Source organism: Saccharopolyspora sp. NFXS83, assembly GCF_026241095.1.
Taxonomy (GTDB): Bacteria; Actinomycetota; Actinomycetes; order Mycobacteriales; family Pseudonocardiaceae; genus Saccharopolyspora_C.
The window spans coordinates 1-13,256 of sequence record NZ_JAPFGB010000041.1 but is presented as its reverse complement, the minus strand read 5'-3'; the positions used below and the strand labels follow the sequence as shown (position 1 = coordinate 13,256).

At 71.2% G+C, this 13,256-nt stretch carries 10 protein-coding genes; 3 read left to right on the top strand and 7 right to left on the bottom strand.

Annotated elements, in window-relative coordinates; translation table 11 throughout:
- Positions 1–82 precede the first annotated feature (82 nt).
- The gene (locus OOZ19_RS28365; RefSeq protein WP_266093236.1) at positions 83–1,039 is read right to left on the bottom strand and encodes a DMT family transporter; all 957 of its coding nucleotides are present in this window, start codon (positions 1,037–1,039) and stop codon (positions 83–85) included.
- A gap of 156 nt (positions 1,040–1,195) precedes the next feature.
- On the opposite strand from OOZ19_RS28365, the gene OOZ19_RS28360 reads away from it, so the two are divergent.
- Positions 1,196–2,092 (top strand): LysR family transcriptional regulator, encoded by an 897-nt coding sequence (locus OOZ19_RS28360; RefSeq protein WP_266093235.1) that lies wholly within the window; start codon positions 1,196–1,198, stop codon positions 2,090–2,092.
- A gap of 14 nt (positions 2,093–2,106) precedes the next feature.
- Here the strand turns inward: OOZ19_RS28360 and OOZ19_RS28355 are convergent, their stop codons facing one another.
- The 5 genes from OOZ19_RS28355 to OOZ19_RS28335 all read right to left on the bottom strand — a co-directional run bounded on the left by OOZ19_RS28355 (position 2,107) and on the right by OOZ19_RS28335 (position 8,692).
- The gene (locus tag OOZ19_RS28355) at positions 2,107–3,606 is read right to left on the bottom strand and encodes a serine/threonine-protein kinase (RefSeq protein WP_507028822.1); all 1,500 of its coding nucleotides are present in this window, start codon (positions 3,604–3,606) and stop codon (positions 2,107–2,109) included.
- A 280-nt stretch (positions 3,607–3,886) separates the two neighbouring features.
- Positions 3,887–5,353: a serine/threonine-protein kinase gene (locus tag OOZ19_RS28350; RefSeq protein WP_266093233.1), complete on the bottom strand. Its 1,467-nt coding sequence runs from the start codon at positions 5,351–5,353 to the stop codon at positions 3,887–3,889.
- A gap of 491 nt (positions 5,354–5,844) precedes the next feature.
- Complete coding sequence (locus OOZ19_RS28345; RefSeq protein WP_266093232.1) at positions 5,845–6,789, bottom strand: hypothetical protein; 945 nt, start codon at positions 6,787–6,789, stop codon at positions 5,845–5,847.
- A 215-nt stretch (positions 6,790–7,004) separates the two neighbouring features.
- Complete coding sequence (locus tag OOZ19_RS28340; protein WP_266093231.1) at positions 7,005–8,027, bottom strand: hypothetical protein; 1,023 nt, start codon at positions 8,025–8,027, stop codon at positions 7,005–7,007.
- A gap of 344 nt (positions 8,028–8,371) precedes the next feature.
- Positions 8,372–8,692 carry a hypothetical protein gene (locus OOZ19_RS28335; RefSeq protein WP_266093230.1) on the bottom strand — a complete coding sequence of 107 codons (321 nt, stop codon included), beginning with the start codon at positions 8,690–8,692 and terminating at the stop codon, positions 8,372–8,374.
- A gap of 160 nt (positions 8,693–8,852) precedes the next feature.
- On the opposite strand from OOZ19_RS28335, the gene OOZ19_RS28330 reads away from it, so the two are divergent.
- Entirely contained in the window at positions 8,853–9,644 is a 792-nt protein-coding gene (locus OOZ19_RS28330; protein ID WP_266093229.1) for a 3-hydroxybutyrate dehydrogenase, read from the top strand.
- A 450-nt stretch (positions 9,645–10,094) separates the two neighbouring features.
- Here the strand turns inward: OOZ19_RS28330 and OOZ19_RS28325 are convergent, their stop codons facing one another.
- Positions 10,095–10,412, bottom strand: a complete 318-nt coding sequence (locus OOZ19_RS28325) for a chorismate mutase (RefSeq protein WP_266093228.1) — start codon at positions 10,410–10,412, stop codon at positions 10,095–10,097.
- A gap of 307 nt (positions 10,413–10,719) precedes the next feature.
- Between OOZ19_RS28325 and OOZ19_RS28320 the strand changes: the two genes are divergently transcribed.
- A complete protein-coding gene (locus OOZ19_RS28320) occupies positions 10,720–13,173 on the top strand; it encodes a UvrD-helicase domain-containing protein (RefSeq protein ID WP_266093227.1) in 2,454 nt (817 codons plus the stop codon).
- Positions 13,174–13,256: the final 83 nt, after the last annotated feature.

The following is a 13,256-nucleotide window of genomic DNA, read 5'->3' as shown; positions in this document are numbered from 1 at the left end:
CTTCGGCCGCGAGGCAGGCGTGGCTTCGCCCGCCCAAGGCACGGCCTTCGGCCGCTGAGCACGGCTTCGGCGAGCTTCGGGGTTACTTCATGGGGTGGTTGGTGGCCAGGTCGGTGTAGACCTCAGCGCCGGAGGCTGCGGGGAAGCGGGGGACTCGGGTTCGGTTCCGGCGGGACAGGGCGACGCCCGCGAGGACCAAGGCGATGCCCAGCACGACTCGGGAGCCGATCTGCTCACCCAGGACCAGAGCGCCCAAGAGCACCGAGACGATCGGCATCAGGTAGGTGACGGTCGCCGCCGCCGTGGGGCCCTCGTCGGCGATCAGGCGGTAGTTCAGCGCGAAGCCCACTCCGGTGCCGAACACGCCGAGCACCGCGACCGCCAGCAGCGCGACCAGGTCGAAGCGCACCGGCGGGAGCCCGTCCAGCGGCAGCGCGAACGCCGCGATGCCGGTGGCGGCGACGAGCTGCATGCCCGCCATCGCCAGCGGCACGGGTGCGGGCCCGCCGTCGCGCGAGCCGGTCAGGTTCCGGCCGATGTGCACGTAGGCGATCCCGTAGCTGGCCGTCGCGCCGAGGCACGCCACCAGCCCGATCCCGCTCGCAGCGCCGTCCCAGGGCGCCATGATCAGCAGCACGCCGCCGAACCCGATGGCCAGGCCCGCCAGCATCCGCGGTGACAGGCCGCGCTCCGTGCCAGCCAGGAAGCCGAACAGGATCGTCCACAGCGGTGTCGTCGCGTTCAGCACGCCGGCCAGCCCGGAATCCACGGTGCGCTCGGCCATGCTGAACAGCACCCACGGCAGCGCGCTCGCGAAGAACCCGGCCACCGCGACGTGCGTCCACAGCCGCCGATCCCCGCGCAACCGGATTCCGCGCACCGCGCACAGCACCACCAGCACCGCCGCGCCGAGCGCGATGCGGGTGAACGCGACCTGCACCGGTGACAGCGCGGTCAGCGCGAGCTTGATCAGCAGGAAGCTGGCTCCCCACAGCAGCGCCAACGCGCCGACCCGCAGGTAGCTCGCCGGATGATTCATCGTTCGTCCCTTCGAGAATCCGCCCCGTCCAGTGGACGGGGCGGTGGAGCAGTGGTGTGAGCGTGCGATCGCGAACACCACGATCCAGCGGACGACCGATTAGCACAATCGAAATAAAGTGAATGAACTCTTCAGGTCTGCTGTAGTGTTGAGGGCATGCTCGACGCCCGCCGGATGCAGGTCCTCAGAGCCGTCGTCGCCGGCGGCTCGATCAGCAGCGCCGCCACCAACCTCGGCTACACGCCCTCGGCGATCAGCCAGCAGATCACCACCCTGGAACGCGAAGCGGGTACCGCGCTGCTGGAGAAGGTGGGCCGCGGCGTGCGCCCCACCGCGGCCGGGCGGCTGCTGGCCGAACGCGCCACCGAACTGGCCGGGCTGCTCGCCGACGCCGACGCCGAACTCGCCGACCTGCGCGCGGGCCGCACCGGAGTGCTGCGCGTCCGCTACTTCAACACCGCCGGGGTCGGGCTCATCCCGCCCGCCGTGGCGAAGTTCCGCGCGGAGCGGCCCGAGGTGCGGCTCGACCTGAAGATGATCGACGAGGGGATCCTCGGCGAGGTCGCCACCGGCGAAGCCGACATCGCGGTGATCGTCGTCGGTCGCGACGTGCCCCGAGCGCGCGGAGTCCGCGTCGAACACCTCGTGGACGAGCCGTACCACCTGGTGCTGCCGCTCGGGCATCCGCTGTGCGACGAGGAGCGGATCGACCTCGCCCGGCTCGCCGACGAGCCCTTCGTGCTCGGGGACGCCATGCGCGCGGGGCCGTGCGCGGAATCGCTGCGGGACGCCTTCGGCGCCGCCGGGTTCACGCCGCGGATCGCACTGGAGACCGGTGGGGACTACTCGGCGCAGGGCTTCGTCGCCGCCGGGCTGGGCGTCGGCCTGCAACCGCGCCTGGCGACCCGCGTCCTGCACCCCGGCGTCGTCGTCCGCGAGGTGCGCAGGCCCGAACCGATCCGCCGCATCCACGTCGCGACGCGCGAAACCGTGGCCGACCAACCGGCCACCCGCTCACTGCTGGCGGCGCTGACCGCCGCCGCCGGGGCCTGAGGCGGCGGCCCCCCTCACATCCGGGAGTCGCTGTTGATCAGCGCTTTGCCGTCCCGAGCGACCATGCCGAGCACGTGGCGCTCCTTGCTGGTCTTGCCGTCCTTCTCGAACTGCAGGACCACCAGCACCTTCGACCCCGCGGACTTGGGGCCGGACACGATCTTCACGTCGTCGATCGACTGCCAGAACGACTTGTAGCTGTCCTTGCCGACCGACTGCAACCCCGGCCCCAGCAGCGACCAGGACTTGTCCAGGTCGTCCGGCACCGTGGAGTAGTAGGTCTTCACCACGTCCTCGATCTCGTCCTTCGACGGCTGCTCGTCGTCGTCATCCTTGCTGGAGGTGGCCGAGCTGGACGTGCTGCTCGTCGTCGGCGAAGCCGAGGACGTCGGCGCGGACGTCGTGGTCGGTGCCGTCGTCGTCGGCACCGGCTCGGGAACGGGAGGAGGGGCGGTCGGAGCCGGTTGCGACTGGTCGCGCTGATCCGAACCGGAGCCGAACGCGCTCGCCGTGAGCACTCCCACCAGCACCGCGACCAGCAGCGCCGCCGCCCACAGCAGCACCGCCTTGCGCGACGAGGAACCGCCACCGGCCGGTTCGGCCACCGCGGGCTGACCCACCTGGGTCGGGGGATTGCCGGAGCCCGCGGGCGCTGGGGCGCCCACCCGGGTCGCCGCGGCATCTCGCTGCCTGCCCTGCTGCGGCGCCGCGGCCGGGCGCTGCCAGCCGGAGGACGGCGTCGACCCGCCGGGCAGCGGTCGTCCCTCCGCCACCGCGAGCAGCATGCTCCTGGTCTGCGCCATCGTCGGCCGGTCCACCGGGTCCGGCAGCAGCAGCTGCATCAGCGCGGGAGCCAGCGGCCCCGCCTGGCGCGGCGGTTCCACCTGGCCGCGCGCCACCCGGTGCAGCAGGCTGATCGCGTTCTCGTCCGTGCCGAACGGGGGCTCGCCCTCCACCGCCGCGTACAGCGTGGCGCCCAGCGAGAACACGTCTGAGGCGGGAGCCGGGTCGCGGCCCAGCGCCACCTCGGGGGACAGGTAGGCGGGGGTGCCGGCGAGGATGCCGCTCTTGGTCACCGCGACGTCGCCTATGGCGCGCGAGATGCCGAAGTCGGTGATCTTCGCGATGCCGTTGTCGCCGAGCAGGATGTTGCCGGGCTTGAGGTCGCGGTGCACGATGCCCGCCATGTGCGCCGCCGCGAGCGCGCCCGCGACCTGCGAACCGATCCGGGCCACCGACTGCGGCGGCAGCACGCCCTGCTCGCTGAGCACGGTCGCCAGGCTCTGCGACGGCAGGTACTCCATGACGAGCACCGGCTGGCCCTCGTCCTCGGCCACGTCGAAGACCACGATGGCGTTCTGGTGCTGCAACCGGGCGGCGATGCGGCCCTCGCGCATCGAGCGCTGGCGCGCCTCCTCGGTCTCCTCATCGGTGTAACCGGGCTGGAGGAGCAGCTGCTTGACCGCAACCGTGCGGTGCAGCCGCTCGTCGACCGCGCGCCACACGATTCCCATGGCGCCGCTGCCGATGCGCTTTTCCAACCGGTAACGGCCCGTGATCAAACGGCCCTCGGCGCTCACAGGTCTCTCCTGATGCTGCAGTGGTGGCGGCTTCGACGGTACGGACCGGGCCCCCGAGACCGGCTCATGCTCATCGGCTTCACGTTACTGGTGCGGTGGCTGCTGAACGCACTAGGTCCGGGTGCGCGAACCGACCCGGACCAAACGCACCGGGCCGGGGACACGCATCCGCAGATGCCCGTCCCCGGCCCGGAGAGCGACTCACCCGGGCCGATCAGCCCGGAAGCCGGTACGCGGTGACGTTGCCCGATTGCGGCGAGTTCGACTCGCTCGCGCCGGTCTCCTGGGTGGAGGTCGGCTGATCGTCGCTGTCGTCGGACGTCTCGGTCGGCTCCGACTGCGTCGAGGTCGGCTGCTGCGTCGTGGTCGGCTGCGACGACGGCTGCGAGGACGTCGGGGTGCTGGAGGTCTCCTCCGAGGAGGTCTCCTCCTCGTAGGTCTGGCTCTCCGAGGACGCCGTCGTCTGCGGCGGCGGAACCGGGATCTGCGGTTGCTGGCTGGTCCCGGTCTGGTTGCCCGCCGGGTCCGTCTCGTTGCCGCCGCTGAGGAACGCCGACGTCACCAGCACCGCGACCACTGCCGCCGCGGCCAGGGCGATCCCGGAGATCACCACCGGGCGCTTGCTGCGCTTCGGCCGGTCCTCCAGCGCCACGTCGCTGCGCGAATCGGCGCCGCCCAGGTACGCGGTGCGCGGATTGGAGTCCTGCGCGCCGTACGGGTCCTCGTCGTAGTACGCGGTGCCGTTGCCGTAGTCGTGCCCGACGACGCTGGTCGGCTGCAGGTCCGGCCTGCTGCCGCCGTGCTCCGGGCTGATCGCCGGCGGGATCGGCGCGGCCATCGTGGGCACCGAGGTGACCGCGTTGCCGTCGGCGACCGCCAGCAGCATCTCCCGGACCTGAGCCATGTCCGGCCGGTCCTCGACGCGCACCTGCATCATCGCCATCAGCGGCTGGGCCATCGCGCCCGACTGCTGCGGCGGTTCGATGCGGCCCGCGGCCACCGAGTGCAGCAGCGCCAGCGTGTTCTCGTTCAAGCCGAACGGCGGCCTGCCCTCGATCGCGGCGTAGAGCGTCGCGCCCAGCGAGAACACGTCGGAGGCGCCGGAGGGCTCCTGGCCCATCGCGACGTCCGGCGACAAGTAGGCGGGCGTGCCCGCCAGCATCCCCGTCTTCGTCACCTGCACGTCGCCCTGAGCGCGTGAGATGCCGAAGTCGGTGATCTTCACCGTGCCGTTGTCGCCGAGCAGGATGTTGCCCGGCTTGATGTCGCGGTGCACCACTCCCGCCGCGTGCGCGGCACCGAGCGCGGCTGCCGCCTGAGCACCGATTCGAGCCACCTCCCGAGGCGGCAACGGCCCGTGGTCGGACATCATCGCCGCCAGGCTGGTGGAGGGCAGGTACTCCATGACCAGCACAGGCTGGCCTTCGTCCTCGGCTACGTCGTAGACCGAGATCGCGTGCTGGTGCTGCAGGCGCGCCGCGATGCGGCCTTCCCGCATTGCCCGCTGCCGCGCTTCCTCGGCCTCACCCGGGTCCAGTCCGGGCTGCAACAGCAACTGCTTGACCGCGACAGTGCGATGCAGGCGTTCGTCAATACATTCCCACACCACGCCCATCGCGCCACTGCCGATGCGTCGCTGCACTCGGTAGCGTCCGGCGACCAGGCGACCTTCGTCGCTCACCGACGTCTCCCCGTACTGCTATCGATGCCCGCTCGGTGCGGATTCCACCCGGACACATCCGGATCGGCACCGCCCCGTCGGGCATCGGCGTTTTGAGCGGACCGGTTCGGCCCTCCGACAAGTAACACGTTCGTTCAGCGCGACCCGGTTCGGCCGGGGGCCGTAACTGGCCGCGGTACGGCAGCCTAGCCGACGCCTTCGCGCCGTAGACCCGAAGTCGTGAGATCCGCGGTACCGATCTCCCGCGGCGTCCTGCGAGCTGCCGTCGTAGGTCTGATCGCTCCCGCCGCCCGAAGTGTTTCCGCAGTCCACACGTGGAGCGCTCGGTTCGGCGGCGGAGCGTGCCCGCACCGGCACCGCGCGTGCGGCGGGTGTCCGGTTCGTGCCGGAACGGACCCGGCAGCGGACTCTGCTGCGACGGACGCCGGAACGTCGTTGTCGCATCGTTGTGATTGCCACCTCGACGGTACGCCCGTTCCCGAGGTGCGCCGTCAGCGGGGGAAGTGTTGCAGCGACAGCGTTTCCGCCCCGATCCGCTCCGGTCCGCCGGTCGTGCCGAGGGCGAGTCGCTGGCGCAGCACCGACCGCGACCCGTCCCGGTGCGCGACCTCGACGGTGGCCAGCACCCGGCGTGCGGATTCCGCGTGCACCCGCAGCGGTCGCACCCCGATCACCTCGTGCCAGGGGGCGTGGCCGTTGGTGGGCACGTCCGCCAGGAGCCGCTGCTCGGCGCGCTCGGGGGACCGGTCCAGGCGGCGGTAGAACTCCCGGGCCGACGCCGCCGCGGCGCGTTCGCTGCCCGCGGCCGGGTCGACCAGCACCGCGTGGTGGGCCGGTCGCTCCACTTCGACGGCGAGGCCGGGCGCGAACGCCTCCGGTCGAGGGGCGCGCGCGGTTTCGCCGCCGGGCGGGGCGGCCCCGGTGAGCGTCGCCGTCGCGACCGCCGCCCCGACCATCAGCGCGGTGCACAGCGTGCCCACCAGGACGCGGGCTCCCGGTGACTCCGGCTGGGCGAAGGTCGGTTCGTCGGCGGCGAGCAGGTCGTTGACGAGCTGCTCGGTGCGGGCCGATTCCTCCGCGCTCAGCCGCAGCGGTTGCGGTGCGAACCAGAGCGGTTTCGGCCTGCGGCGCACCAGTTCGGCGACGGTGCCGTAACCCGGCCGGGACGCGCGGCCTGGCGGGTTCGCCTCGATGAAGACGGGGCGCAGGACGAGCGGTTCGGTGTCCTTGTCCTTCCGGGAGCCGGTGGTGCGCGCGGTGGCCGGTTCGTCCGAGGCGCTTTCGGTGTGACATCGGCACTTCTCGTGCCGTCCGGTCCGGCGCCACGTCGTCGGCGGGAGCGCGACGGGTTCCGGGAGCCGGTCGGCGCGCGTTCCAGTGTCTTGCGGTTCGTCCTGGTGACGGCTTCCCCTCGGCGTGGGGTTTCGGTGCCGCATCTCGGTTCGCCGAGCCTCCTTCGGGTCGAGGCCGACCGAGTGGCAGTCCTGCGTAGCCGGATCGGGTGTCACACGGCGGCTCTGGCTGCACTCCTACTCCTCACTGAGCGTGCTCGGGCGGTTTCTCGGTGGGACTTCACCTGAAAGGGATTCGGTCTCGCTGAGCGGTGGTCTCGAACAGCCCAACCGATCACTCCGGGTAGCGGCTTCTCTGGTCAGGTAGCGGCGTCGTCGGCGTAGATCCGCGGGTCGTAGCCCGAGGTGAAGCGCAAGCGCCGTTGCTGCTGCGACACCTCGCCGTCGGCCCGGGTGATGCGCAGCGTGGTCACCGTGCTCGACGAGGAGGCGGACACGCCGAGCACCTCGATCGACGCGGCGTCCCGGTACGGAGCGGCGAACGCCGCGAAGCCGCCGTCGCGCAGGCGCCCGGTCGTCATCGCGTACGCGGCCTGGAGGTCGCCGCCGCGCACCGCGGCGAAGTAGTTCCCGGAGCGCGCCGCCACCGTCCGCGGATCGGTCAGCGTCAGCAGCTCGCCGCGATAGGTGATCGACGGCGACGGCGCCGCCGCGGTGGACGAGTGCTCCGGTGGCGGGGCTGCCGCTCCCGACTGCTCGGGTGCCGGAGCCGATGCGGCGGAGGCCTCCGGTGGCGGTGCCGCGGCGGCGGCCGGTAGATCCGCCGGGGCCGGTGGCAGGTGCGGGAACGGGGGCGGGAGCGGTGCTCCTCCCCGCTGCGGCAGGTGCCCGGGTGCCGACGTGGGCGACGGCTCGGAGAGCGAAGGCGGCCCGGCGATCACGCGTTCCGGGGCGGGAGCGGGAAAGTGCGTGGCGCGCGGCATCCCGGGCAGTTGCAGGCCTTCGATCGACGTGGTCGGGCCCACCAGGGCGGTCGCGACCAGCAGCAGGCCGCCGAACGCGGCACCGGACGACGCCACCGCGAACCACGCGGCGCGCCGCGAGGAGCGCGGCGGCGTGACGGAGGCGGGCACCATGCCGAGGTCGAACTTGTGCAGCCCGCCCACCGGCGTGGTGTCGCTGAACGGGTCCGCACCGGGAAGATCATCGGTGGGCTCGTCGCGGGACGGCTCGGCCGCGCTCACCGGGACGACCGATCTGAGCGCGGGCAGCGCACCGGTGCCGGTGAAGTCGAACGGGTCGTGCCTGCCGGTGTCCGCAGTGCAGGCGCTCACCGCCCGGATCCGGTGCGGTCCCGCGCCCGGAGCGGGCTGCTCGATCAAGCCGCTCCAGCTGATGCTCCGGGTAGCGCCGGGAGAAGCCTGCGGAGGCCACGACGGGGCGGGGCGATCAGCGGTCTGAGCACCGGTCTGCGCCGACGCGGAGGGCACCGCTGGACGCGGCACCGCCGAAGGGGTCATGGTCGGGGAGGCTAGGCAGCATCACCCGCCTCGCGCGTCACACGAGGCGGTGATTGCGGCGAGGACCGCCCGAACGAGCTACAGGTCCTACCGGATTTCATCTTGCGAAATCCTGGCGGAGCCGATCGCGGCGACGTCGGTTCCGGGTGGCGGTCCGCTCCTGCGCGGAGCGGACCGCGCGCCTTCGGCGGAACGGCTCGTGCGGCTCAGTAGTCGTTGTTGCGGAACTTCGACTGGCTGGTCTGCAGCGCCTTGAGCGACGCCGCGCCACCACCGGCACCGAGCAGCATCGCGAACACGTCCGCACCCACGCCCCCGCTGAGAGCGATCAGCAGGCTCACCAACGTGACGCCCACCGTCGCGCCCGCGACGGGCAGGCGCTTGCGGGCGAAGTCGACCACGGGCTGACCGCCGGGCCGCTTCTTCGCCGCCGAGGTCAGCATCCCCAAATAAGCTCCGTGCCCGACGGCGGCGACGACCGCCACCAAGGTCACGAGCAACGCGACGATCCCGATGAGTGCACCCATGCCTCCAGTCTGCCCTGTCCCGCTCCCGTCCGGTATGGGTGATTTCCCTGAGGCCCCGCCGGGCAAGTTCGCCGCCGAGCTGGGGTTGTGCCGCAGGCCTCGAAAGCGGTTGTGCCGATCCACTGGATTGAGATCGGCATCACGCATAGGTTCTCAGGCTATGAGTGATCGCCCGGCTGGTTCCCCGTCTCCTGGCCTCCCGGACCCGTACTCCCTGGCAGGCAAGCGGGCGGTCGTCACCGGCGCCGCCAGCGGCATCGGCACCGCCGCCGCCCGCCGCCTCGCCGAAGGCGGCGCGACCGTCATCGTCGTCGACCGCGAAGCCGAAGCCGTGCAGCTGATCGCCGAGGAGATCGGCGCCGAAGTCCGCATCGTCGACCTGGAAGATCCCGCCGCGGCGGCGCCGCTGGGCGAGCACGCCGACATCGTCGTCAACAACGCCGGCCTGCAACACGTCGCACCCGTGCACCAGTTCCCGCCGGAGATGTTCACCAAGCTGGTGAAGGTGATGCTGGAAACCCCGTTCCGCCTGGCCAGGGCGGCCTTGCCCGGGATGTACGAACGAGGTTGGGGGCGCATCGTCAACATCTCCTCGGTCCACGGCCTGCGCGCCTCGCCCTACAAGAGCGCCTACGTGGCCGCCAAGCACGGGCTGGAAGGCCTGTCCAAGACCATCGCCGTCGAGGCGGCCGGCTACGGAGTCACCTCCAACTGCATCTGCCCCGGTTTCGTGCGCACCCCGCTGGTCGAGCGCCAAGTGGCGGAGCAGGCGGAGCTGCACCGAGTGCCGGAAGAACAAGTGGTGGAAGACGTCCTGCTGGCCCGAACCCCGGTCAAGCGCCTGGTGGAACCCGACGAGGTGGCCGATCTCATCTACTGGCTGTGCGGCCCCAACACCGCCTCGGTGACCGGATCGTCCTTCCCCATGGACGGCGGCTGGACCGCCCACTGACCCTGGCGGCAAAGCCACGCCCGCTCGGCGAAGCCGTGCTTAGCGGCGAAGCCGTGCAGTAGGCGGCGAAGCCCGCCTGCCTCGCGGCGTAGCCGTGCCTTGCGGTCGAAGTCCGTGCAATGGGCGAGCGAAGCGATGCTTGCCTTGCGGCCGAAGGCCGTGCCTGTATGCGCGAAGCGCATAGCCCACGTCCACAAGCCGCTCACCGGCGGGTTCTCAGCGGCTTCCTCGCGAGGACAGCATTTTTCCTCGTGGCGGAGCCACTTGGAAAAATGATCCCGCAGCGAGGAAGCCGCTGAGGTTCCGCTACCCGGACACCAGAGCAAAAAGAGCCGTGGAAGCAATCACTGAAGAAGACCTTCCACCGCACCGCACCAACCACACGCCCAAACCGGGGAAGGCCCCAAAACCCCTCACCCGCCAAGCCGAGCGAGACTCGCATGCTCGACGTCAGCGTCCAAGCCGTCCACGCCCCAGGCGGAGCAGGATCATGGCGAGTTCGCGGCCTTCCGGGCCCAGTTCGCGGTAGCGGGCGAGCACGTCCATCTCGCGGTTGTAGACGATGCGGGGGCCGCCGTCGGCCATCCTGGCCTCGCCGACCTGCCGGGAGACCTCGGCGCGGCGCTTGATCAGGCGCATGATCTCGGCGTCGAGGTAGTCGATCTCCTCGCGGAAGCCGGAGATGACCTCCGTGGCAGGAGGCGCGGCGGCGTCCGAGGGATCGGTCGGTTCGGGTTGGTGCTGGTCACCGTCCACAGCGGCGTTCATGACTCGTCCTCCGAATCGGCCCCACCCCGGACCGGACATGTGAAACGCCCCGAGTCCGAGGACTCCGGGGCGTCGTAGTGGTGTGCGCTCACACGGCTACGGGCGTCGGAATCCCGGTCCGCCCGTAGAAAAAGTTCGCGCAGGAGATGCGCTTCCGTGTCAGCACGCCTTCCAGTCTGCCACAGCCCGCAACCCACCGGCCACCAGCCGGGAGGGTGCTCCCGGTGGGTGGGACCGGTTCCGGGGGCGTTCGGGCGGCCGGGCGCGGGCGTGGGCTGTCGGGGGCTGCCGGTAACGTGGACCGGCGATGAGCACCCTCTTCGATCTCCCGCACGACGGTTCCTCCGAGTCCGGTTCCGGCCCGGCGGGGCACGCACCGGACGCCCTGCTGGCGGGCTTGAACTCGCAGCAGCGCGACGCCGTGGTGCACTCCGGTTCGCCGCTGCTGATCGTCGCGGGCGCCGGTTCCGGCAAGACCAGGGTGCTCACGAGCCGCATCGCCCACCTGCTGGCGCAGGGCGTGCACCCCGGCCAGATCATGGCGATCACCTTCACCAACAAGGCCGCCGCGGAGATGAAGGAACGCGTCGGCGACCTGGTGGGGCGCCGGGCGAACGCGATGTGGGTCTCCACGTTCCACTCGATGTGCGTGCGGGTGCTGCGCCGCGAGGCGAAGACGCTGGGGCTGTCGTCGAACTTCTCCATCTACGACTCCGACGACTCCAAGCGGCTGATCACGATGATCGGCCGGGAGCTGGAGCTCGACTCGAAGCGCTATCCGGCGCGGACCCTGTCGATCCAGGTGTCGAACCTGAAGAACGAGCTCGTCACGCCGGAGGAGGCGGCTGAGCGCGCGGGCAACGACATGGAGCGCAAGGTCGCGCAGGTCTACGCCGCCTACCAGCGCAGGCTCGCCGATTCGCAGGCGATGGACTTCGACGACCTGATCATGCGCACGGTCGACCTGCTGCGGGGCCACCCGGACATCGCCGAGCACTACCGGCGCCGCTTCCGGCACGTGATGGTCGACGAGTACCAGGACACCAACCACGCGCAGTACGCGCTGGTCCGGGAGCTCGTCGGCACCGAGGACACCGAGCTGGGCACCCCGCCCGCGGAGCTGTGCGTGGTCGGCGACGCCGACCAGTCGATCTACGCGTTCCGCGGTGCGACGATCCGCAACATCGAGGAGTTCGAGCGGGACTACCCGCAGGCGCGCACGATCCTGCTGGAGCAGAACTACCGCTCCACCCAGACGATCCTGACCGCGGCCAACTCGGTGATCCGCCGCAACCCGAACCGCCGGGACAAGCGGTTGTGGAGCGACGCCGGTGACGGGGCGCCGATCGTCGGCTACGTCGCCGACAACGAGCACGACGAGGCCGCGTTCGTGGCCGGTGAGATCGACCGGCTCGTCGACGGCGGCGAGGTCACCTTCAACGACATCGCCGTGTTCTACCGGACCAACAACCAGTCCCGCGTCTTCGAAGAGGTCTTCATCCGCCTCGGCCTGCCCTACCGCGTGGTGGGCGGCGTGCGGTTCTACGAGCGCCGCGAAGTGCGGGACGCGCTGGCCTACCTGCGGGTGCTGGACAACCCGGACGACACGGTGAGCCTGCGGCGCATCCTGAACGTGCCCAAGCGCGGCATCGGGGACCGGGCGGAGGCGGTCGTCGCCGCGCACGCCGACCAGCAGCGGATCTCGTTCGCCGCCGCCCTGCGGCTGGCTTCGCAGAACCGGATCCCGGCGCTGGCCACGCGCGCGCAGAAGCAGATCGCCGGATTCGTGGCGCTGCTCGACGAACTCGGCGAGGCGGCCCGCGAATCCGACGTGGCCGAGGTCCTCGACAAGGTGCTGGAACGCACCGGCTACCGCGGCGAGCTGGAAGCCAGCGACGACCCGCAGGACGCGACGCGGGTGGAGAACCTGACGGAACTGGTCACCGTGGCCAGGGAGTTCACCGAAGCTCGGGCGCCCCAAGCAGGCGAGGTCGCCGCAAACGCCACCGACCCGTCGGCGGAAGCCGTGGTGGCCCCGCCCGAACCGGCCGTGGAGGACACCGAGGAGCAGGCGCTGGGCCTGCCCGCCGACGATTCGCTGTCCGCGTTCCTGGAACGCGTGTCGCTGGTCGCGGACGCCGACTCGTTGCCGGAGTCCGGCGACGGCGTGGTCACCCTCATGACGCTGCACACCGCGAAGGGCCTCGAATTCCCGGTGGTGTTCTCCACCGGCTGGGAGGACGGGATCTTCCCGCACATGCGGGCGCTGAGCGATCCCGCGGAGCTCGCGGAGGAGCGCAGGCTCGCCTACGTGGGCATCACCCGCGCCCGGCAGCGGCTGTACCTGTCGCGGGCGCTGATGCGCTCGGCGTGGGGTCAGCCCATGACGAACCCGGCTTCGCGGTTCCTCGGTGAAATCCCCGAGGAACTGCTGGAGTGGCGCCGCATCGAGCCGGAACGCTCCGCGCCGCAGGTGCGCAGCACGTGGGGCGGGCGCAGCGGCTTCGACCGGGGCGGCTCGGACTCGGCGCAGGCATCGGTGGCGGCGCGCGGGCTGCGCAGCACGGGAGCGCCGGGTTGGAAGGACACGGTGTCGATCAAGCTGGACGCCGGGGACCGGGTGACCCACGACAAGTACGGCCTGGGCACGGTGCTGGCCACCGAAGGCGAAGGGCCGCGCGCGACGGCCACCATCGACTTCGGCAGCTCGGGCACGGTCCGCCTCATGCTGATCGGAAGTGTTCCGTTGACGAAGCTCTGAGTTTCGGGCTCGTTCTGCTTTGGTGGTCGGGTGGCGGAACCTCAGCGGCTTCCTCGCTGCGGGATCTTTTTCCCGAGTGGCTC

Bases quoted from the DNA above. Each gene is read 5' to 3' on its own strand.
- OOZ19_RS28355 (WP_507028822.1), bottom strand. From the start codon at position 3,606: ATGGGAATCGTGTGGCGCGCGGTCGACGAGCGGCTGCACCGCACGGTT.
- OOZ19_RS28345 (WP_266093232.1), bottom strand. From the start codon at position 6,789: ATGCGGCACCGAAACCCCACGCCGAGGGGAAGCCGTCACCAGGACGAA.
- OOZ19_RS28365 (WP_266093236.1), bottom strand. From the start codon at position 1,039: ATGAATCATCCGGCGAGCTACCTGCGGGTCGGCGCGTTGGCGCTGCTG.
- OOZ19_RS28320 (WP_266093227.1), top strand. From the start codon at position 10,720: ATGAGCACCCTCTTCGATCTCCCGCACGACGGTTCCTCCGAGTCCGGT.
- OOZ19_RS28325 (WP_266093228.1), bottom strand. From the start codon at position 10,412: ATGAACGCCGCTGTGGACGGTGACCAGCACCAACCCGAACCGACCGAT.
- OOZ19_RS28335 (WP_266093230.1), bottom strand. From the start codon at position 8,692: ATGGGTGCACTCATCGGGATCGTCGCGTTGCTCGTGACCTTGGTGGCG.
- OOZ19_RS28360 (WP_266093235.1), top strand. From the start codon at position 1,196: ATGCTCGACGCCCGCCGGATGCAGGTCCTCAGAGCCGTCGTCGCCGGC.
- OOZ19_RS28330 (WP_266093229.1), top strand. From the start codon at position 8,853: ATGAGTGATCGCCCGGCTGGTTCCCCGTCTCCTGGCCTCCCGGACCCG.